Below are 20,940 nucleotides of genomic sequence, written 5' to 3'. Positions count from 1 at the left end.
ATGAGTTTATTGATTTAAAAGGTGAATGATATGGCAGGATTGGCAGCCGTCAGCAAATTGGCTGGCGAAACGGTAGGGCAAGAGTTTCTGATTTTTACCCTGGGCAACGAGGAGTACGGCATCGACATCCTCAAGGTGCAGGAAATTCGCGGCTACGATCAGGTGACCCGCATCGCCAACACCCCGGCGTTCATCAAGGGCGTCACCAACCTGCGTGGCGTGATTGTTCCCATCATCGATCTGCGGGTGAAATTCTCCCAGCAGAGCGTTTCCTACGATGAGAACACCGTGGTGATCGTGTTGAACTTTGGCCAGCGCGTGGTGGGCATCGTGGTTGACGGCGTCTCCGACGTGCTGTCATTGACCGCCGAGCAGATCCGTCCGGCGCCGGAGTTCGCGGTGACCCTGGCGACCGAATACCTCACCGGCCTCGGTTCGCTGGGCGAGCGCATGTTGATCCTGGTGGATATCGAAAAGCTGCTGAGCAGCGAAGAGATGTCGCTGGTCGACAGCGTGGCGAAAAGCGTCTGATCCAAGACTCAAGGGGGCAGGGCGCTGCCCCCTTCAACCTTCACGTTCCCTGACCTGTCGCGATGCCGCCCGCCGCGCCCGGAACCCCCACTAAAAATAGTTACTTTCCCGCATAAAGTTTTGCCGCGCTGCGCCGATAACTCTCACATTCAACGTCATCAGAGCCTGTCTGCGCGGGCTTCAACAAGGGAAATCATGTTAAATCGTATGAAGGTGGTCACCAGCCTGTTGCTGGTGTTGGTGCTGTTTGGCGCCTTGCAGTTGATTTCGGGCGGACTCTTTTTCTCCTCGCTGAAAAGCGATAAGGAAAACTTTACCGTCCTGCAAACTATTCGTCAGCAGCAGCTGCAGCTGAGCGAAAGCCGCGTTGACCTGCTGCAGGCGCGCAACTCCCTGAACCGTGCCGGTATTCGCTACATGATGGATACCAACAAGATCGGCAGCGGCGCCACCATTGATGAACTGCTGGCCAAGGCGAAGGAAGAGCTGGGCGAAGCGGAAAGACACTACGCCGCGTACGAGAAAATCCCTCAGGACCCGCGTCAGGATCCTCAGGCGGCGGAACGCCTCAAGCATCAGTACGATGTGCTGTACGGCGCGCTCTCCGAGCTGATCCAACTGCTGGGCGAAGGCAAAATCAACGCGTTCTTCGATCAACCTACGCAGAGTTACCAGGACAACTTTGAGCAGAGCTACAACGTTTACCTGGAGCAAAACGGCAAGCTGTACCAAATCGCGGTCGACGGCAGCAACAGCTCCTACAACTCGGCCATCTGGACGCTGATCGTGATCCTGGTGGTGGTGCTGGCGGTGATCGTACTGGTCTGGACCGGTATCCATCACATCCTGGTACGCCCGCTGAACCGCATGATCGAGCACATCAAACAGATCGCCGCCGGCGACCTGACTCAGCAGATCGTCGTCAACAGCCGCAACGAAATGGGCGTGCTGGCGGCCAGCCTGAAACACATGCAAGGCGAACTGATTGAAACCGTCAGCGGCGTGCGCCAGGGCGCAGACGCCATCTACAGCGGCGCGTCCGAAATCGCCGCGGGCAACAACGATCTCTCTTCCCGCACCGAGCAGCAGGCCGCGTCGCTGGAAGAGACCGCCGCCAGCATGGAACAGCTGACCGCGACGGTGAAACAGAACGCCGAAAACGCGCGTCAGGCTTCGCAACTGGCGCTGAGCGCCTCTGAAACCGCGCAGAAAGGCGGCAAGGTCGTGGCTAACGTGGTGCAGACCATGCATGACATCGCCGGCAGCTCGCAGAAGATCGCCGATATCACCGGCGTGATCGACGGCATCGCCTTCCAGACCAACATCCTGGCGCTCAACGCCGCGGTGGAAGCGGCGCGCGCCGGCGAACAGGGCCGTGGCTTCGCGGTGGTGGCCGGTGAAGTGCGTAACCTGGCGCAGCGCAGCGCACAGGCGGCGAAAGAGATCAAAGGCCTGATCGAAGATTCGGTCAGCCGCGTCGATATGGGTTCCGTGCTGGTCGAGAGCGCCGGGGAAACCATGGGCGACATCGTCAACGCCGTCACCCGCGTGACCGACATCATGGGCGAAATCGCCTCGGCGTCGGACGAGCAGAGTCGCGGCATCGATCAGGTTGGCCAGGCGGTGGCGGAAATGGACCGCGTCACCCAGCAGAACGCCTCGTTGGTGGAAGAATCCGCCTCGGCGGCGGCGGCGCTGGAAGAACAGGCCAGCATGCTGACCCAGTCGGTAGCGGTATTCCGTCTGAGGCAGGAAGGCCAGGAAGAATTTAAAGCGCCTGTCACCAGCAAGGCGACGGTAACACCGGTAATCAATCATAAGAAAATGAACGCCAGCAATCTGCAGGATAACTGGGAAACGTTCTGACCGGTATCGGGCCTCTCTCGCAGAGGCCCTTTTCCCTACGTAGGCCGGTCGCCGGCCGGCTGCAAGGAGGTTCAAGTGTTTAACCGAATCCGTATCTCTACCAGCTTATTCCTGTTGTTGATGACCTTCTGCGTTCTGCAGTTGGCCAGCAGCGGCCTGTCGTATTCCGCGTTTCGCTCCGATAACCACAACCTCGACATCATCACCCTCGGCAGCCAGCAGCGCGATTCGCTCAGCCTGAGCTGGGTGTCGCTGTTGCAGGCGCGCAATACGCTGAACCGCGCCGGCACCCGCGCGGCGCTGAAACTGCCGCAGGAGCAGGTGAACGAGCTGATGAGCAACGCCCGCAGTTCGCTGCAGAAGGCCGATCTCTATTTCAATCAGTTTATGGCGGTTGAACGCAGCAGTGAACAGCAGAACCAGCAGACGGCTACCACCAAGGCCAGCTACGAGCGGCTGCGCGGCGCGCTGCGCGAGCTGATCGGCTTCCTGGAAAAGGGTGAGCTGCAGGCGTTTATGGATCAGCCGACGCAGAAAACCCAGGACCTGTTCGAGGCCGACTTCGTGCAGTACCTGCAGTTGGTGAACGGTGACATCAGCGAGGCCAGAGACGCTAATCAGTTCTCCTTCACGCTGGCGGGCCTGATGCTGGCGGGGGCGGTATTGATGCTGATCGTGGTGACTGGCAGCGCCATGTGGTGGTTGCGCACCATGCTGATACAGCCGCTGAACCAAATCCGCAGCCACTTTGAACGCATCGCCGCCGGCGATCTGGCGACGCCGATTCAGGTGTACGGCCGCAATGAAATCAGCATGCTGTTCGCCAGCCTGCAACGCACGCAGCAGTCGCTGATCGGCACCGTCGGCGCGGTGCGCGACGGGGCGGAGTCGATTCTGATCGGTCTGCAGGAGATCGCCGAAGGCAACAACGATCTCTCTTCCCGCACCGAGCAGCAGGCCGCGTCGCTGGAAGAAACCGCCGCCAGCATGGAACAGCTGACCGCGACGGTGAAACAGAACGCCGACAATGCGCGGCAGGCGTCTCAGCTGGCGCGTGACGCCTCGGCCACCGCGGCCAAGGGCGGCGAACTGGCCGGTGACGTGGTCACCACCATGCACGATATTGCCAACAGTTCGCAGAAAATCGGCGCCATCACCAGCGTGATCGACGGCATCGCCTTCCAGACCAACATTCTGGCGCTCAATGCGGCGGTGGAAGCGGCGCGCGCCGGCGAACAGGGGCGGGGTTTCGCGGTGGTCGCCGGTGAAGTGCGCAACCTGGCGAGCCGCAGCGCGCAGGCGGCGAAAGAGATCAAGGTGCTGATCGACGAATCGGTCAGCCGCGTCAAACACGGCTCGGTGCTGGTGGAAAACTCCGGCGCCACCATGCAGGACATTGTGCGTTCGGTGACTCGCGTGACCGACATCATGGGCGAGATCGCGTCGGCTTCGGATGAACAAAGCCGCGGCATCGAACAGGTGACGCAGGCGGTGACCCAGATGGACCAGGTTACCCAGCAGAACGCCGCGCTGGTGGAAGAATCCGCTTCTGCCGCCACCGCGCTGGAAGAGCAGGCCATTACCCTGGCCGACGCGGTCGCGGTATTCCGTCTGGCGGACGATAACGTCGTCGCGCCAGGTAACAGCAACAACGCAGTTTCACCCGTGGTAAAGGAAGCCCAAGATTGTTAAACCGCATAAACAGCACGTTTTTCTCCGGTGAGGCGGCATGAAACAGGCGCCGTCAACTTCTAACCGGGATACTGCGTCGATGTTGACGCAAATGGTGCAGCGCCTGCCGCTGTCGGACGTGCATTTTCGCCGTATCAGCCAGTTGATTTATCAACGCGCCGGCATCGTGCTGGCGGAGCATAAGCGCGAGATGGTTTACAACCGCCTGGTGCGCCGGTTGCGGCTGCTGGGATTGCACGATTTCGGCGACTATCTGGCGCTGTTGGAAAGCGATCCGAACAGCGCGGAGTGGCAGGCGTTCATCAACGCATTGACCACCAACCTGACGGCATTTTTCCGCGAGGCGCATCACTTCCCGATCCTGGCGGAGCATGCGCGCTCGCGGCCGAACGGCTACAGCGTCTGGAGCACTGCGGCCTCGACCGGCGAAGAGCCGTATTCGATCGCCATCACGCTGAGCGATGCCCTGGGGCAGCGGGCCGGCAGTTGCCAGGTCTGGGCCAGCGACATCGACACGCAGGTGTTGGAAAAAGCGGAAGCGGGCGTTTACCGCCAGGAAGATCTGCGCACCCTGACGCCGACCCAAATGCAGCGCTATTTTCTGCGCGGCACCGGGCCGCATCAGGGGCTGGTGCGCGTGCGGCCGGAACTGGCGGCGCGGGTGAACTTCCAGCCGTTGAACCTGCTGGCGCCGGAATGGGCGCTGCCGGGGCAATTTGACGCCATTTTTTGCCGCAACGTCATGATCTATTTCGATAAGGCGACGCAGGAGCGCATCCTGCGCCGCTTCGTTCCCTTGCTTAAGCCGGGGGGGCTGATGTTCGCCGGCCACTCCGAGAACTTCAGCCAGATCAGCCGGGATTTCTACTTGCGTGGGCAGACCGTGTATGGGCTGACCAAGGAGAGGTAATGAGTAAAATCAGAGTGTTATGCGTAGACGATTCGGCACTGATGCGTCAGCTGATGACGGAAATCGTGAACGGCCACCCCGACATGGAAATGGTGGCGACCGCGCCGGATCCGCTGGTGGCGCGCGATCTGATCAAAAAATTTAATCCTCAGGTGCTGACGCTGGACGTCGAGATGCCACGCATGGACGGGCTGGATTTCCTCGAGAAGCTGATGCGCCTGCGGCCGATGCCGGTAGTGATGGTTTCTTCGCTGACCGGTAAAGGCTCGGAGATCACGCTGCGAGCGCTGGAGCTGGGCGCGGTGGATTTCGTCACCAAACCGCAGCTCGGCATTCGCGAGGGCATGTTGGCCTACAGCGAACTGATCGCCGAGAAGATCCGCACCGCCGCCAGAGCGCGCCTGCCGCAGCGATCCAGCAGCCCGGCGCCGGCGATCCTCAGCCATGCGCCGCTGCTGAGCAGTGAAAAACTGATCGCCATCGGTGCTTCCACCGGCGGCACCGAAGCGATCCGCCAGGTGCTACAGCCGCTGCCGGCCACCAGTCCGGCGCTGCTGATCACCCAGCACATGCCGCCGGGGTTCACCCGTTCGTTCGCCGAACGGCTGAACAAGCTGTGCCAGATCACGGTGAAAGAAGCGGAGGACGGCGAGCGCGTACTGCCGGGCCATGCTTACATCGCCCCGGGGGATCGCCACCTGGAGCTGGCGCGCAGCGGCGCCAACTATCAGGTGAAGCTGCATGACGGCCCGGCGGTCAACCGCCATCGTCCGTCGGTCGACGTGCTGTTCCGCTCGGTAGCGCAATATGCCGGCCGCAATGCGGTGGGGGTGATCCTCACCGGCATGGGGAACGACGGGGCGGCGGGGATGCTGGAGATGCACCGCGCCGGGGCCTATACCCTGGCGCAGAACGAGGCGAGCTGTGTGGTGTTCGGCATGCCACGCGAGGCGATCGCCGGCGGCGGCGTCAGCGAAGTGGTCGAGTTGGACAGGATGAGCCAGCGCATGCTGGCGCAGATTTCCGGCGGCCAGGCATTGCGCATTTGATTTCAGTCCGCAGGGTTTGCCCGGCGGCGATATGACCTACGGTCGCCGCGCGGCGGCCTGCGGTTTTGCATCATTAAACGGTTAACTATTTCAGGAGTAACAATGGCAGACAAGAACCTCAGATTTCTGGTTGTGGACGACTTCTCCACCATGCGCCGCATCGTCAGAAATTTGCTGAAAGAGCTGGGCTTCAACAACGTCGAAGAAGCTGAAGATGGCGCAGATGCGCTGAACAAGCTGCGCGCCGGCGGTTTCGACTTCGTGGTGTCCGACTGGAACATGCCGAACATGGACGGGCTCGAACTGTTGCAGACCATCCGCGCCGATAGCGCGCTGGCCGCGATGCCGGTGCTGATGGTGACGGCGGAAGCCAAGAAAGAAAATATCATCGCGGCGGCGCAGGCCGGCGCCAGCGGTTATGTAGTGAAACCTTTTACGGCGGCGACGCTGGAAGAAAAGCTCAACAAGATTTTTGAAAAATTGGGCATGTAAGGAGAGGGCGATGAGAGACATTCCAATGCCTGCCAGCGATGCAGCGACCGCGGGAGAGATCATCTCCCGCATCGGCCAACTGACCCGAATGCTGCGCGACAGCATGCGCGAACTGGGGCTCGATCAGGCGATTGCCCAGGCGGCAGAGGCGATCCCGGATGCGCGCGACCGTCTTGACTATGTCGTAACCATGACGGCGCAGGCGGCGGAACGGGCGTTGAACTGCGTGGAGGCGGCGCAACCGCGCCAGGCGGAGCTGGAGTCCGGCGCCAACGCGTTGAAAGGGCGCTGGGACGAGTGGTTCGCCAATCCCATCGAACTGGACGACGCGCGTTCTCTGGTCAACGACACGCGTCAGTATCTGGATCAGGTGCCGGGCCATACGGCCTTCACCAACGCTCAGCTGCTGGAAATCATGATGGCGCAGGACTTCCAGGATCTGACCGGTCAGGTGATCAAGCGCATGATGGACGTGGTGCAGGAGATCGAAAAGCAGCTGCTGATGGTGCTGATGGAAAACATGCCGGAGCAGCCGGTGAAGGAAAAACGGCCGAACGACAGCCTGCTGAACGGCCCGCAGCTCGACCAGAACGGAGTCGGCGTGATCGCCAACCAGGCGCAGGTCGACGATCTGCTCGACAGCCTCGGTTTCTGAGGCCTTTCGGGGCGCGCGACGGCGCGCCCCGACAACAAGCCACGCAGTTTTCGTCTCATCCCCTAAATAACCCGCCTTTTTCCCCGTTGTTCCGCCAATGACATCGCCAATTTTTTGGCATGCTGACCGCCATTCTTTACCCTCCCGACACAGGAACGGCGTTTCGTGGCTGAAGACAGCGATCTGGAAAAAAGCGAGGCCCCCACGCCCCACAGGCTGGAAAAGGCGCGTGAAGACGGCCAGATCCCGCGCTCCCGCGAGCTGACCTCGGTACTGATGCTGCTCTCGGGCCTGGCGATTATCCTGATGTCCGGCAGCAACATGGCGCAACAGCTGGCGGCGATGCTCACGCAAGGGCTGAACTTTGACCACGGCATGGTCAGTAACGACAAGCAGATGCTTCGCCAACTGGGCATGTTGCTGCGTCAGGCGGTGCTGGCGCTGCTGCCGATCATGGCGGGTCTGGTGCTGGTAGCGCTCGCCGCGCCGATGCTGTTGGGGGGCATCTTGTTCAGCGGCAAGTCGATCAAGTTCGATATGAAGCGGCTAAACCCCCTGTCCGGGTTGAAACGCATCTTTTCCAGCCAGGTGTTGGCCGAGCTGCTGAAAGGGATCCTCAAAGCGACGTTGGTCGGTTGGGTCACCGGTCTTTATCTGTGGCACAACTGGGCGGCGATGCTGCATCTGATGACCCAGCAGCCGCTCGATGCGCTGGGCAATGCGCTGCAGATGATCCTGTTCTGCGGTTTTCTGGTGGTGCTGGGGCTGACGCCGATGGTGGCGTTCGACGTGTTCTATCAGCTGTGGAGCCACTTCAAAAAGCTGAAGATGACCAAGCAGGATATTCGCGACGAATTCAAGGATCAGGAAGGGGACCCGCACGTTAAGGGGCGCATTCGCCAGCAGCAGCGGGCGATCGCCCGGCGCCGCATGATGGCCGACGTGCCTAAGGCGGACGTGATCGTCACCAACCCGACGCACTACGCCGTCGCGTTGCAGTACAACGACAAGAAAATGAGTGCGCCGAAAGTGCTGGCCAAAGGGGCCGGCGAAATCGCCTTGCGCATTCGCGAGCTCGGCGCGGAGCACCGCATTCCGATGCTGGAGGCGCCGCCGCTGGCGCGCGCGCTGTATCGGCACAGCGAGATTGGACAACACATTCCGGCCACCCTGTATGCCGCGGTCGCCGAAGTGCTGGCCTGGGTGTACCAACTGCGCCGCTGGCGGCGCGAGGGCGGCCTGATCCCGAAAAAACCTGAACGTTTACCGGTGCCGGAAGCACTGGATTTTGCGAGAGAGAGTGACTCTGATGGCTAATTTGGCCTCCCTGCTTCGTTTGCCGGGCAATTTTAAAGATACGCAGTGGCAGGTGCTGGCCGGCCCGGTGCTGATCCTGCTGATTTTGTCGATGATGGTGTTGCCGCTGCCGGCGTTTATCCTCGACCTGCTGTTTACCTTCAACATCGCGCTGTCGATCATGGTGCTGCTGGTGGCGATGTTCACCCAGCGTACGCTCGAGTTCGCCGCTTTCCCGACCATCCTGCTGTTCTCCACATTGCTGCGTTTGTCGCTCAACGTCGCGTCGACGCGCATCATCTTGCTGGAGGGCCACACTGGTTCCGCCGCCGCCGGGCGCGTGGTGGAAGCCTTTGGCCACTTCCTGGTGGGGGGCAACTTCGCCATCGGCATCGTGGTGTTCATCATCCTGGTGCTGATCAACTTTATGGTAATTACCAAAGGTGCAGGGCGTATCGCCGAAGTGGGCGCGCGCTTCGTGCTGGACGGCATGCCGGGTAAACAGATGGCGATCGACGCCGACCTGAACGCCGGATTGATTGGCGAAGACGAAGCGAAGAAACGCCGCGCCGAAGTGACCCAGGAGGCCGATTTTTACGGCTCGATGGACGGCGCCAGTAAATTCGTGCGCGGCGACGCCATCGCCGGCCTGATGATCATGGTGCTGAACGTGGTCGGTGGCCTGTTGGTTGGCGTGGTGCAACACGGCATGGAACTGGGGGCGGCGGCGGAAAGCTATACGCTGCTGACCATCGGTGACGGCCTGGTGGCGCAGATCCCGGCATTGGTGATCTCCACCGCCGCCGGTGTCATCGTCACTCGCGTCGCGACCGATCAGGATGTCGGCGAGCAGATGGTGGGCCAGCTGTTCAACAATCCGCGCGTGATGCTGCTGAGTGCCGGGGTGCTGGGCCTGCTGGGCCTGGTGCCGGGCATGCCGAACCTGGTGTTCCTGCTGTTTACCGCGGCTCTGCTGGGCCTCGCCTGGTGGCTGCGCGGCCGTGAACAACAGGCGCCGAAAACGGTGGAAGATCCGGTGATGCCGGAGAATCCGCAGGCCGCCGAGGCCAGCTGGGCCGACGTGCAGTTGGAAGATCCGCTGGGGATGGAAGTGGGCTACCGGTTGATTCCGATGGTCGATTTTCAACAGAACGGCGAGCTGCTTGGGCGTATCCGCGGGATCCGCAAGAAATTCGCCCAGGACATGGGTTATCTGCCGCCGGTGGTGCACATTCGCGACAACCTGGAACTGCCGCCAGCCAGCTATCGCATCCTGATGAAAGGCGTCGAGATCGGCAGCGGTGAAGCGCAGCCGGGCCGCTGGCTGGCGATCAACCCCGGCAATGCCGTGGGCGAGCTGGCGGGAGACAAAACCGTCGATCCCGCCTTCGGGCTGGAAGCGGTGTGGATAGACAGCGCCTTGCGCGAACAGGCGCAAATCCAGGGCTTTACCGTGGTGGAAGCCAGCACCGTGGTGGCGACGCACCTCAATCACCTGATAGGGCAGTTCGCCAGCGAGCTGTTCGGCCGCCAGGAGACCCAACAGCTGTTGGATCGCGTGTCGCAGGAGATGCCGAAGCTGACCGAAGACTTCGTGCCGGGCGTGGTGTCACTGACGACGCTGCACAAGGTGCTGCAAAATCTGCTCGCCGAGCGCGTGTCCATCCGCGATATGCGCACCATCGTCGAAACGCTGGCGGAACATGCCCCGGCGCAGAGCGATCCTTACGAATTGACCACCGTGGTGCGGGTGGCGCTGGGCCGGGCGATCACGCAGCAGTGGTTCCCGGGCAACGGCGAGATTCAGGTTATCGGCTTGGATACCCAGCTGGAGCGCCTGTTGTTGCAGGCGTTGCAGGGCGGCGGCGGTCTGGAGCCGGGGCTGGCTGACCGTCTGCTGGAGCAGGCGCGTCAGGCGCTGCAACGGCAAGAGATGCTCAGCGCGCCGCCGGTGCTGTTGGTTAACCATGCGCTGCGTCCTTTACTGGCGCGCTTCCTGCGTCGCAGCCTGCCGCAGCTCGTGGTGCTGTCCAACCTGGAGATCAACGACGATCGCCAGATTCGCATGACCTCGACCATTGGAGCCGCCTGATGAAACGCTGTCTGTCCTTGTTGTGTTTGCTGGCGCCGCTAGCCGCCGGCGCGGTGTCCGGCTCCTGGGTGGCTGAAGGGGCGGGGGTCACGCTGGAACAGGGCGGGATGCGCGATGAATCCGCCGGTTTGCGGCCGCCGAACGCGCTGCCGGATGCCAATGCGCGCATCACCAGCGTCAGCTGGCGCTACCGTTTGCTGGGGCCGGAGCCCGTGGGGCTGCAGGCCCAGCTTTGCACGGTAAACCGCTGCATTCCGCTCGGCGGCGGCAGCGGCAGCAGCATCGGTCTGCAGGGCGAGCCGGCCAATGCGGAATTGCGTTTTGTCTATTACGTGCAGTCGCAAGGCGGGCTGAATCCGCCGCTGCGGGTGATTGGCAATCAGGTGATCGTCAATTATCAGTAAGATCAGGCCAGAATTTGCAGGCCGTTGCGTTCCACCAGCGTCAGCAGTTTCATCGCGGCGGAGTTCGGCTGTGCTTCGCCGCGCTCCCATTTCTGCACCGCCTTTTTGCTGACGTTGAGATACAGCGCAAACACCGGCTGACTGACGTTTTCCCGTTCGCGCAACGCGCGGATCTCGGCCGGCCCGAACTGCTTCACCGGCCGCAGGCACAGCATGTCGAAAGTGCGCATGGTCACGTCGTCGACGAAACCGGCGCGGTGCAGGCCCTGAACTTCCTGGTGGATCTCGGCAAGAATTTTACTCATCGCTTAGCCTCCGTAACTCCCTGTTGTTGACCAGCTGGTAGAGTCTGAATGGCGAATAATCCAGATACAGCGCAGCCAGATGTTTCAATCCCTGTAACTCATCCGTACTGATGTTTTCTCTCTCGCTTTTGGCAAAGCCGCGCATAAAAAACAGGCGGTCTTCATCGCGAAAAACGATCAGTACCCGATAGCCGCCACGTTTGCCTGCACCAGCCCGAGCGATGCGCTTTTTGTATACGCAACCGCCAAGATTGGCGTCGTACAGCTGATGTTGCATCTCTCGCGCCGCTTTCACTATCGTGGCATCACTGATGCGCTCGCGTGCGGCAAAACCCTAAAAGGTTTTGGTGAGATAAATGTCGGCCATTCGCTCTCCCTGCGAATCTATACCCGTCAAGGGTATATTTCAAGTGGTTTAAAAATAACCACAGGGTGACAAGCGGCCAAAGGGAAAGAAACAGCCAAATTCACGCCATGCGCAGCCTGGCGCAAAGCCTTAAGTGAATTCAAAGAGTGATAGGGAGAAAATGCGACGGGATGCGCAGAAGCCGGTTAACGCATGCCCGGTGATAGGCTCACCGGGCAAATGAGTCAGGTCAGACGCCGATTTTTCTGCCGAGCAGGCTGCCGGCGTGCGACTGGCCGTCCGGGCCATACAGCGATTTGTTGTTTTTGCTGAGGATGGCCAGCGCCTGAGCGTTATGGTCGATCTGCTGATTGAGCAGCAGGCCGTTGTGCTGGTTCTTTTCGCGCAGCGTTTGGCTGAGCAATTGAACGCGCTGCCAACGGTCGGCCAGGGGGGCGTGGCTGGCATAGGGCGCGCGTTGCCCGCAGGTTTTTTCCTGCCCCAGGCGCTGTTGCTCGAGGTAGGCGACCGTCGCCAGCAGTTGGCTTTTGGCATCGGTTACGCGCTGCAAGGCCACGCCCGGCAGCTGGCCGGAGCATAACAGATCGTGCTCTTCTTCCAGCACGCCATTGAGCGCCTGCAGCGTTTCCAACAGTTTGTCCAGCAGTTGTGCCAGCTTTTCCATAGTGATGACTTATCCTTTACCGCTACCCGCCGCCGCGTTGTCAGTCGCGTCCGGCGATCCATTGAACATCGCTCTGCGCGTCTTGCAGCAGTGCGTCGGCGATTTTGCCGGCGTCCATCTTCAGTTCACCGTTGCGGATCGCCTGCTTGATGGCCTCGACCCGGCCCATATCGATATCCTGGGTGCCCGGCTGCATCAGGCGCGCCTGCGCCTCGCTCAGTTTGACCTGCGTACCGCTGACGGCGGTTTCGGCCACGGCGGCCTTACGCGGCTGGAGCGGGTTGTCGGCCGGGGTTTCACGCGGTTGCACAGTGGAAACCGGCTGTAACCGCTGGGTGCGATCGATACTCATGGTCCATCTCCGTTTACGCCGTGACCGCTCTCGGGCGACGACGCTGCAATGAAAGTGTTGCGGCCCTGATGGCCAATAAAATGCTGCTTGATTTGTCTTATCGGCAAGGTTTGCGGAACCTTTACTTTTTTATAACGTAATGCGAATCGCGCCGTCGTCCCCGACCACGCCGCTGACGATTTGCCCGGACGCCATGCGCACGCGCACGCTGTCTTCGGCGGCGGCGTTGTTCATCGCCTTGCCCGCGCCGCTAATGCTGAATCCTTCGCCCTGTGCATTGACCTGCACCGGTTGCCCGGCCTTGATAATCCAGGCCCGGCGCAGCATGGCGAGGGTCAGCGGCTGGCCGGGGCTGATGTTGCGCAGGCTGACGGCGCCTAACGCTTTGCCCGCTTCGGTCAGCGCGCGCGGCGGCAGGGTATCGAGCCGACCTTCTTTCAACGTCAGGTCCGCCGCCGTCAACCGGCTGCCGGCGGTGATGCCGCGCGCCGAAACGAGATAGCGGCCGAACACCTGCACCTGCGTCTGGATAAAACGCCGCTCCTGGCCACAGCGCGCCGAAATGCTGACGTTGCCGCCGATCCGCGCGTTGGGCGGCAGCGACAGCTGCGGCAGTTCGCAAGCGGGCCATTGGTTCGGCGGCGTGCGCACCCGCACTTTTACCTGTACCGGTTCGCCGCTGAACTTGCCTTGGATGAAGCTTTCGATTTGCGTCGCCAGATCGTCGGCGCGCGCGTTCAGACTGCACAGCAGGCCGATAAGCAGCAGCATTTTACCTTTCATCGTCATCTTCTCAAGCTTCATCGGGATACGCGTAAGTGTACCCGCAGCGCGCGCAGGCTAAGCAGATAAATAGCGCCCCATTTTGCGTTTATTCCCGCGATAGGGTAGCGCGGGGGGCGTTTATGCTGTCGACTCCAAATTCTAACCTCGCGGAGGGAGCATGCTCGACAAACTGGACGCGGCTCTGCGCTTTGGCCAAGAGGCGCTGAACTTGCGCGCCCAGCGGCAGGAAATTCTGGCCGCCAACATCGCCAACGCAGACACACCGGGTTATCAGGCGCGGGATATCGATTTCGCCAGCCAATTGAACAAAGTGATGGAGCAGGGGCGCGTCAGCGGCAACGGCATGGCGCTCAACCTGACGGCGGCGCGCCATATCCCGGCGCAGACCCTGCAGCCGCCGCAGCTCGATCTGCTGTTCCGGGTGCCGGATCAGCCGTCGATGGACGGCAACACGGTGGACATGGATCGCGAACGCACCAACTTTGCCGATAACAGCCTGAAATATCAGACCGACCTGACGCTGCTCAACGGTCAGATCAAAGGGATGATGTCCGTACTGCAACAAGGATAAGGCGCATGTCTTTACTGAATATTTTTGATATCTCCGGCTCGGCGTTATCGGCGCAATCCCAGCGCATGAACGTCAGCGCCAGCAACATGGCCAACGCCGACAGCGTGACCGGCCCGGACGGCGAACCTTACCGCGCCAAGCAGGTGGTGTTCCAGGTCGCAGCGGCGCCGGGACAGCCGACCGGCGGCGTGCGCGTTGCCCAGGTGGTGGACGATCCGGCGCCCGAGCGTCTGGTGTATCAGCCGGGCAACCCGCTGGCGGACGCCAAGGGGTATGTGCGCATGCCGAACGTCGACGTAGTGGGGGAAATGGTCAACACCATCTCCGCTTCCCGCAGCTATCAGGCCAACGTCGAGGTGCTCAACACCACCAAGTCGATGATGATGAAAACCCTGACGCTGGGTCAGTAACCGGAGGTTCCCATGGCTATCGCCCCAACCACGAACGAGTCGTTGGACAATACCGTCATCGGTAACAACAGCAAAAATACCAACAGCCAGGATCTGCACAACAGCTTCCTGACGCTGCTGGTGGCGCAGTTGAAAAACCAGGACCCGACCAATCCGATGCAGAACAACGAACTGACCTCGCAGCTGGCGCAGATCAACACCGTTCAGGGCATCGAAAAACTCAACACCACGCTGGGGTCGATCTCCGGTCAGATCAACAGCAATCAGTCGCTGCAGGCCACCGCGCTGATCGGCCACGGCGTGATGGTGCCGGGCAGCAACATTCTGGTCGGCAGCAAGGACGGCAAAGTCAGCACCACGCCGTTCGGCGTGGAACTGGAGCGCGCCGCCGATCAGGTAACCGCCACCATCACCAACGCCAGCGGGCAGGTGGTGCGCACCATCGAAATCGGCGGTCTGACCGCCGGCGTGCATGCCTTCACCTGGGACGGTTCGCTGGATGACGGCTCCACCGCGCCCGACGGCGCCTACAAAGTGGCGATTAACGCCAAAGGCAACGGCGAGCAGTTGGTGGCGCGCAGCCTGCACTTCGGCCTGGTGAACGGCGTGATCCGCGACGGCAACGGCGCCAAGCTGGATCTCGGTCTGGCGGGCAACGCCACCCTGGAAGACGTGCGACAGATCTTATAACCCTAAGCATCAGGCTCAATCGGACGATAGCCTGACCACTATTCGGAGAATAACATGGCCTTTTCTCAGGCAGTCAGCGGCTTGAACGCGGCAGCAACCAACCTGGACGTGATCGGTAACAACATCGCCAACTCCGCGACGGCGGGCTTCAAATCCGGCAGCGTCTCCTTTGCCGACATGTTCGCCGGTTCGCAGGTCGGTCTGGGCGTCAAAGTGTCCGGCATCACCCAGAACTTCAAGGGCGGCACCACCACCGGCACCAGCCGTTCATTGGATGTGGCCATCAACGGCAACGGCTTTTTCCGCATGCAGGATAAAGACGGCGGCATCTTCTATACCCGCAACGGCCAGTTCAAGCTGGACGAGAACCGCAATCTGACCAACATGCAGGGTCTGCAGCTGACCGGCTATCCGGCGGCCGGCTCCCCGCCGACCATTCAGCAGGGCGCCAACCCGGTGCCGCTGAGCATTCCTGAAGGCATGATGAACGCGAAAGCGTCCACTTCCGGCCAGATGGTCGCCAACCTGATGTCGACCCATAAGGTGCCGGAAAACAAGACCTTCGATCCGACCAAACAGGACAGCTACAACTATACCAATACCATCACCGCCTACGACTCGCTGGGTAACGCGCACAACATCAACGCTTACTTCGTGAAGACCGAAGACAATAAATGGCAGGTCTACACCCAGGACGGCAGCGCAGCGCCAGTGAACGCCGGCACCATGGAGTTCAGCACCAGCGGTACCCTGGTGAAAACCACCAGCACCAACGGCGCGCCGGGCGAGTTCAGCATGGTGATCCCGATGACCGCCAAAGACGGCGCGCCGGCGCAAAACTTCACCCTGAGCTTCGCCGGCAGCATGCAGCAGAACGTGAGCAGCGACTCGGTGAGCAAGGTATCGCAGGACGGTTATGCCGCCGGTGAATACACGGGCTATCAGATCAACAACGACGGCACCATCGTGGGCGTCTACTCCAACCAGCAAACCCAGCTGTTGGGCCAGATCGTCATGGCTAACTTCTCCAACCCGGAAGGGCTGGCGTCGCAGGGCGATAACGTTTGGCAGGAAACCGGCGCGTCCGGCCAGCCGCGCGTCGGTCTTGCGGGCGGCGGCGGCTTAGGCAAGCTGACCAGCGGCGCGCTGGAGTCTTCCAACGTCGATCTGAGCCAGGAGCTGGTGAACATGATCGTCGCACAGCGTAACTATCAGTCCAACGCCCAGACCATCAAGACGCAGGACTCCATTCTGCAGACGTTGGTTAGCCTGCGCTAATAGGGTCGAGTTATGGATCACGCGATTTATACCGCGATGGGCGCGGCTCGCCAAACGCTGGAGCAGCAGTCCATTACCGCCAACAACCTGGCCAACGCGTCGACGCCGGGCTTTCGCGCTCAGCTCGCCGCGCTGCGCGCGGTGCCGGTTGACGGGCCGAGCCTGGCGACGCGCACATTGGTGGCCGCGTCGACGCCGGGCGCCGACATGAGCCAGGGGGCGCTGAACTATACGGCGCGCCCGCTGGATGTGGCGCTGCAGCAGGACGGTTTCCTGGCGGTGAGCCTGCCGGGCGGCGGTGAAGCCTATACCCGCAACGGCAACATCCAGATCTCCTCCACCGGGCAGTTGACGGTGCAGGGGCTGCCGGTGATGGGCGACGGGGGGCCGATCGAGGTGCCGCCGTCGGCGGAGATCACCATCGCCGCCGACGGCACCATTTCGGCGCTGAACGCCGGCGATCCGCCGAACACCATCGCGCAGATCGGCCGCCTGAAGCTGGTGAAAGCCGACGCGCGCGAAGTGATGCGCGGTGACGACGGGCTGTTCCGCCTGACGCCGGAAACCCAACAGCTGCGCGGCAATCAGTTGCAAAACGATCCGCAGGTGCGGGTGATGCCCGGGGTGCTGGAAGGCAGCAACGTCAAGCCGATGGAGACCATGGTCGACATGATCGCCAACGCCCGCCGTTTTGAAATGCAAATGAAGGTCATCCACAGCGTGGATGAAAACGAACAGCGTGCCAACTCACTGCTCTCAGTGAGCTAAGCAGCAAGGAAATAACCGATGATTCCATCCTTATGGATTGCCAAAACCGGTCTGGACGCGCAGCAGACCAACATGGACGTGATCGCCAACAACCTGGCGAACGTCAGCACCAACGGCTTCAAACGCCAGCGTGCGGTATTTGAAGATCTGCTGTACCAGACCATGCGTCAGCCGGGGGCGCAGTCCTCCGAGCAGACCACGCTGCCTTCCGGTCTGCAGATCGGCACCGGCGTGCGTCCGGTGGCGACCGAGCGGCTGCACAGCCAGGGCAACCTGTCGCAGACCAACAACAGCAAAGACGTCGCCATCAAGGGGCAGGGGTTCTTCCAGGTGATGTTGCCGGACGGCACCCAGGCCTACACGCGCGACGGCTCGTTCCAGATCGATCAGAACGGCCAGTTGGTCACTTCCAGCGGTTTCCAGGTGCAGCCGGCGATCACCATTCCGGCGAACGCGCTGTCCATCACCGTCGGCCGCGATGGCATCGTCAGCGTCACCCAGCAGGGGCAAACCGCCGCCCAGCAGGTGGGCCAATTGACGCTGACGACCTTTGTCAACGACAGCGGTCTGGAGAGCGTGGGCGAGAACCTGTATCAGGAAACCGAAAGCTCGGGCGCGCCGAACGAGAGCACGCCGGGGCTCAACGGCGCCGGTCTGCTGTATCAGGGCTACGTGGAGACCTCCAACGTTAACGTGGCGGAAGAGCTGGTCAACATGATCCAGACTCAGCGCGCTTACGAGATCAACAGCAAAGCGGTATCGACTTCCGATCAGATGCTGCAAAAGCTGACGCAACTGTAATCTGTCATTGACGGGCCCGGCTTGCCGCGCCCGTCATTCTCTTTCGTGAAACAAAGGCGATACCCGTGGTAACCACATATTCGATGGCAATCCTGCCGCGGCAGGGACAACGCTGGCTGGCGGGAATGGTGATGCTGACGCTGAGCGGCTGCGCTTATATTCCGCATAAACCGCTGGTGGACGGTGCGACCACGGCGCAGCCCGCGCCGGCCAGCGCGCCGATGCCGAACGGCTCGATCTTCCAGACGGTGCAGCCGATGAACTACGGCTATCAGCCGCTGTTCGAAGACCGCCGTCCGCGCAACGTCGGCGACACCCTGACCATCGTGCTGCAGGAAAACGTCAGCGCCAGCAAGAGCTCCTCCGCCAATGCCAGCCGCAACGGCGCCAGCAAGTTCGGCGTCGCCACCTCGCCGCGTTACCTTGACGGCCTGTTGGGCAATGCGCGCGCCGATATGGACATTTCCGGCGACAGCACCTTCGGCGGCAAGGGCGGCGCCAACGCCAACAACACCTTCAACGGCACCATTACGGTGACGGTCAACCAGGTGCTGGCCAACGGCAACCTGCACGTGGTGGGGGAAAAGCAGATCGCCATCAACCAGGGCACCGAATTCATTCGTTTCTCCGGCGTCGTCAACCCGCGCACTATCAGCGGCAACAACTCGGTCACCTCGACGCAGGTGGCGGACGCGCGGATCGAATACGTCGGCAATGGCTATATCAACGAAGCGCAGACCATGGGCTGGCTGCAGCGCTTCTTCTTAAATGTTTCACCGTTCTAAGGATTGACTGATGCTGAAAAAATGGTTTATCGCGCTGTGCGTCGGGCTGGTGTGCTTGCCGGCGGCGGCGGAGCGCATCCGCGATCTGGTGACGGTGCAGGGCGTGCGAGACAACGCCCTGATCGGCTACGGCCTGGTGGTGGGGCTGGACGGCTCCGGCGACCAGACCATGCAGACGCCGTTCACCACCCAAAGCCTGAGCAACATGCTGTCGCAGCTGGGCATCACCGTGCCGCCGGGCACCAACATGCAGCTGAAAAACGTGGCGGCGGTGATGGTGACCGCCAAACTGCCGCCGTTCTCGCGCGCCGGGCAGAACATCGACGTGGTGGTCTCATCAATGGGTAACGCCAAGAGCCTGCGCGGCGGCACCTTGCTGATGACGCCGCTGAAAGGCGTGGATAACCAGGTCTATGCGCTGGCGCAGGGCAACGTGCTGGTCGGCGGCGCGGGCGCGGCGGCCGGCGGCAGCAGCGTGCAGGTCAACCAGCTGGCGGGCGGGCGCATCAGCAACGGCGCCACCATCGAGCGCGAACTGCCGACCACCTTCGGCAGCGGCGGCGTACTCAACCTGCAGCTGAACGACGAAGACTTCACGCTGGCGCAGCAGATCAGCGACGCCATCAACCGCCAACGCGGCGGCGGCACCGCGACGCCGCTCGACGCCCGTACGATTCAGGTGCTGGTGCCGCAGGGCAACAGCTCTCAGGTGCGCTTCCTGGCGGAGATTCAAAACATCACCGTCAACGTCGGCGCAATGGACGCCAAAGTGATCATCAACTCGCGCACCGGGTCGGTGGTGATGAACCGCGATGTGATCCTCGATTCCTGCGCCGTCGCCCAGGGCAACCTGTCGGTGGTGGTCGATCGGCAGCACACCGTCAGCCAACCGACGACGCCGTTCGGCGGCGGCCAAACGGTGGTGACGCCAAACACCCAGATTTCGGTGCAACAGCAGGGCGGGTCGCTGCAGAAGGTGAACGCCAGCGCCAACCTGAACAACGTCATTCGCGCGCTGAACGCGCTGGGCGCCACGCCGATCGATCTGATGTCGATCCTGCAGGCGATGCAGAGCGCCGGCTGCCTGCGCGCCAAGCTGGAAATCATCTGATGGCGGGCGATCTGATGGCGATGTCGGGCGCGGCCTATGACGCCCAGGCGCTGAACGGCCTGAAGCGCGACGCGGCGGCCGACCCGCAGGGCAACCTCAAGCAGGTGGCCCAGCAGGTGGAAGGCATGTTCGTGCAGATGATGCTGAAAAGCATGCGTTCCGCCTTGCCGCAGGACGGGGTGTTGAGCAGCGATCAAACGCGGCTCTATACCTCGATGTACGATCAGCAAATCGCCCAGCAGATGTCGCAAAAAGGGCTGGGGCTGGCCGACATGATGGTCAAGCAGATGAGCAACGCCAACGCGGTGCCGAGCGAAACTGCGGACATGTCGCCGATGGCGCTGGACAACGAGGTGCTGCAAACGCTGCCGAACCAGGCGCTGGAGCAGATGGTGCGCCGGGCGATGCCGAAAGCCCCGCCGGCCGCCGCGCCGCTGTCGCTCAACAACGGCAACTTCGTCGCTCGTCTGTCGATACCGGCGAAGGTCGCCAGCCAGCAGAGCGGCATTCCGCATCAGCTGATCGTCGCGCAGGCGGCGCTGGAATCCGGCTGGGGGCAGCGCGAGATCCCAACCTCAGACGGCACGCCGAGCTACAACCTGTTCGGCATCAAGGCCGGCGGCAGCTGGAGCGGGCCGGTGACGGAGATCACCACCACCGAGTTCGAACAGGGCGCGGCGAAGAAGGTGAAGGCGAAGTTCCGCGTTTACGGGTCGTACGTCGAAGCGATCGCCGATTACGTCAAACTGCTGACCAACAACCCGCGCTACGCCGACGTGGCCGCCGCGCGCAGCCCGGAGCAGGCGGCGCATGCGCTCCAGCGCGCCGGGTACGCCACCGATCCCCAGTACGCCAGCAAGTTGGTCAGCGTGATTCAGCAGATGAAGAGCGCGGGGGAACAGGCGGTGAAAGCTTACACCCACGATCTGAAAGATTTGTTCTAAATCCCCGTCATTCTTGACGCCGCTGCGGCGCCAATTATTTAGGGGGTAGGCGGCAATGGAGGCTCGCTGGATGCTGACCGCATTGCCGCTTTTTTTCCTCAAGTTCTTCTCATTTTTGCCG

24 protein-coding genes are annotated in these 20,940 nt (G+C 61.7%); 19 read left to right on the top strand and 5 right to left on the bottom strand.

The features are described 5' to 3' along the window. The first annotated feature begins 30 nt into the window (after window positions 1-30). The 10 genes from cheW to ACUTQY_RS02475 all read left to right on the top strand — a co-directional run bounded on the left by cheW (window position 31) and on the right by ACUTQY_RS02475 (window position 10,987). Window positions 31-531, top strand: coding sequence for a chemotaxis protein CheW (gene cheW / locus ACUTQY_RS02520; protein WP_025303271.1), 501 nt, complete (start codon window positions 31-33; stop codon window positions 529-531). A 195-nt stretch (window positions 532-726) separates the two neighbouring features. Beyond that, window positions 727-2,397 (top strand): methyl-accepting chemotaxis protein, encoded by a 1,671-nt coding sequence (tsr, locus tag ACUTQY_RS02515; RefSeq protein WP_342188164.1) that lies wholly within the window; start codon window positions 727-729, stop codon window positions 2,395-2,397. 75 nt (window positions 2,398-2,472) lie between these two features. Continuing rightward, window positions 2,473-4,089: a methyl-accepting chemotaxis protein gene (locus tag ACUTQY_RS02510; protein WP_033643533.1), complete on the top strand. Its 1,617-nt coding sequence runs from the start codon at window positions 2,473-2,475 to the stop codon at window positions 4,087-4,089. Window positions 4,090-4,126: 37 nt separating this feature from the next. Continuing rightward, complete coding sequence (gene cheR / locus ACUTQY_RS02505; RefSeq protein WP_025159837.1) at window positions 4,127-4,999, top strand: protein-glutamate O-methyltransferase CheR; 873 nt, start codon at window positions 4,127-4,129, stop codon at window positions 4,997-4,999. Next, window positions 4,999-6,048 (top strand): protein-glutamate methylesterase/protein-glutamine glutaminase, encoded by a 1,050-nt coding sequence (locus ACUTQY_RS02500; protein WP_033643532.1) that lies wholly within the window; start codon window positions 4,999-5,001, stop codon window positions 6,046-6,048. The genes cheR and ACUTQY_RS02500 overlap by 1 nt, the downstream gene beginning before the upstream one ends. A gap of 102 nt (window positions 6,049-6,150) precedes the next feature. Beyond that, complete coding sequence (cheY, locus tag ACUTQY_RS02495; protein ID WP_004934862.1) at window positions 6,151-6,540, top strand: chemotaxis response regulator CheY; 390 nt, start codon at window positions 6,151-6,153, stop codon at window positions 6,538-6,540. A 10-nt stretch (window positions 6,541-6,550) separates the two neighbouring features. Next, entirely contained in the window at window positions 6,551-7,195 is a 645-nt protein-coding gene (gene cheZ, locus ACUTQY_RS02490) for a protein phosphatase CheZ (protein WP_004934858.1), read from the top strand. 165 nt (window positions 7,196-7,360) lie between these two features. Further along, on the top strand, window positions 7,361-8,512 hold the full coding sequence (gene flhB / locus ACUTQY_RS02485; RefSeq protein ID WP_033640021.1) for a flagellar biosynthesis protein FlhB: 1,152 nt from the start codon (window positions 7,361-7,363) through the stop codon (window positions 8,510-8,512). After that, a complete protein-coding gene (gene flhA / locus ACUTQY_RS02480; RefSeq protein WP_033643531.1) occupies window positions 8,505-10,583 on the top strand; it encodes a flagellar biosynthesis protein FlhA in 2,079 nt (692 codons plus the stop codon). The genes flhB and flhA overlap by 8 nt, the downstream gene beginning before the upstream one ends. After that, window positions 10,583-10,987 (top strand): flagellar protein FlhE, encoded by a 405-nt coding sequence (locus tag ACUTQY_RS02475; protein ID WP_033643530.1) that lies wholly within the window; start codon window positions 10,583-10,585, stop codon window positions 10,985-10,987. The genes flhA and ACUTQY_RS02475 overlap by 1 nt, the downstream gene beginning before the upstream one ends. Before the next feature lie 2 nt (window positions 10,988-10,989). Here ACUTQY_RS02475 and ACUTQY_RS02470 read toward each other — a convergent pair whose 3' ends face one another. The 5 genes from ACUTQY_RS02470 to flgA form a co-directional block, all read right to left on the bottom strand. Further along, window positions 10,990-11,292: a helix-turn-helix domain-containing protein gene (locus ACUTQY_RS02470; RefSeq protein ID WP_015378258.1), complete on the bottom strand. Its 303-nt coding sequence runs from the start codon at window positions 11,290-11,292 to the stop codon at window positions 10,990-10,992. Continuing rightward, a complete protein-coding gene (locus tag ACUTQY_RS02465; protein WP_232092530.1) occupies window positions 11,285-11,569 on the bottom strand; it encodes a type II toxin-antitoxin system RelE/ParE family toxin in 285 nt (94 codons plus the stop codon). Before ACUTQY_RS02465 ends, ACUTQY_RS02470 begins: the two co-directional genes overlap by 8 nt. Before the next feature lie 319 nt (window positions 11,570-11,888). Next, a complete protein-coding gene (locus ACUTQY_RS02460) occupies window positions 11,889-12,323 on the bottom strand; it encodes a flagella synthesis protein FlgN (RefSeq protein ID WP_033650863.1) in 435 nt (144 codons plus the stop codon). A gap of 40 nt (window positions 12,324-12,363) precedes the next feature. Beyond that, window positions 12,364-12,675, bottom strand: coding sequence for a flagellar biosynthesis anti-sigma factor FlgM (gene flgM, locus ACUTQY_RS02455; protein ID WP_004934832.1), 312 nt, complete (start codon window positions 12,673-12,675; stop codon window positions 12,364-12,366). 129 nt (window positions 12,676-12,804) lie between these two features. Next, window positions 12,805-13,458, bottom strand: coding sequence for a flagellar basal body P-ring formation chaperone FlgA (gene flgA / locus ACUTQY_RS02450; protein WP_033650864.1), 654 nt, complete (start codon window positions 13,456-13,458; stop codon window positions 12,805-12,807). Between the two features lie 160 nt (window positions 13,459-13,618). Between flgA and flgB the strand changes: the two genes are divergently transcribed. From flgB to flgJ, 9 genes are all read left to right on the top strand, one after another. Then, a complete protein-coding gene (gene flgB, locus ACUTQY_RS02445; protein ID WP_033643526.1) occupies window positions 13,619-14,032 on the top strand; it encodes a flagellar basal body rod protein FlgB in 414 nt (137 codons plus the stop codon). 5 nt (window positions 14,033-14,037) lie between these two features. Beyond that, window positions 14,038-14,442, top strand: a complete 405-nt coding sequence (flgC, locus tag ACUTQY_RS02440) for a flagellar basal body rod protein FlgC (RefSeq protein WP_004934826.1) — start codon at window positions 14,038-14,040, stop codon at window positions 14,440-14,442. A 12-nt stretch (window positions 14,443-14,454) separates the two neighbouring features. After that, window positions 14,455-15,132 carry a flagellar hook assembly protein FlgD gene (gene flgD / locus ACUTQY_RS02435; RefSeq protein ID WP_033643523.1) on the top strand — a complete coding sequence of 226 codons (678 nt, stop codon included), beginning with the start codon at window positions 14,455-14,457 and terminating at the stop codon, window positions 15,130-15,132. 54 nt (window positions 15,133-15,186) lie between these two features. Next, complete coding sequence (gene flgE / locus ACUTQY_RS02430; RefSeq protein ID WP_033643522.1) at window positions 15,187-16,410, top strand: flagellar hook protein FlgE; 1,224 nt, start codon at window positions 15,187-15,189, stop codon at window positions 16,408-16,410. Window positions 16,411-16,422: 12 nt separating this feature from the next. Beyond that, entirely contained in the window at window positions 16,423-17,178 is a 756-nt protein-coding gene (locus ACUTQY_RS02425) for a flagellar basal body rod protein FlgF (protein WP_033643521.1), read from the top strand. Window positions 17,179-17,196: 18 nt separating this feature from the next. After that, the gene (gene flgG / locus ACUTQY_RS02420) at window positions 17,197-17,979 is read left to right on the top strand and encodes a flagellar basal-body rod protein FlgG (RefSeq protein WP_004934819.1); all 783 of its coding nucleotides are present in this window, start codon (window positions 17,197-17,199) and stop codon (window positions 17,977-17,979) included. Window positions 17,980-18,062: 83 nt separating this feature from the next. After that, window positions 18,063-18,764, top strand: a complete 702-nt coding sequence (gene flgH / locus ACUTQY_RS02415) for a flagellar basal body L-ring protein FlgH (protein WP_004934817.1) — start codon at window positions 18,063-18,065, stop codon at window positions 18,762-18,764. A gap of 10 nt (window positions 18,765-18,774) precedes the next feature. Then, entirely contained in the window at window positions 18,775-19,875 is a 1,101-nt protein-coding gene (locus tag ACUTQY_RS02410) for a flagellar basal body P-ring protein FlgI (RefSeq protein WP_342188165.1), read from the top strand. After that, on the top strand, window positions 19,875-20,819 hold the full coding sequence (flgJ, locus tag ACUTQY_RS02405) for a flagellar assembly peptidoglycan hydrolase FlgJ (protein ID WP_046687334.1): 945 nt from the start codon (window positions 19,875-19,877) through the stop codon (window positions 20,817-20,819). The genes ACUTQY_RS02410 and flgJ overlap by 1 nt, the downstream gene beginning before the upstream one ends. Window positions 20,820-20,940 lie beyond the last annotated feature (121 nt).

The organism is Serratia sp. TSA_130.1, assembly GCF_052691795.1.
Note: the sequence above shows the minus strand (reverse complement) of the source record. Positions and strands in the feature narration are given on the sequence as shown.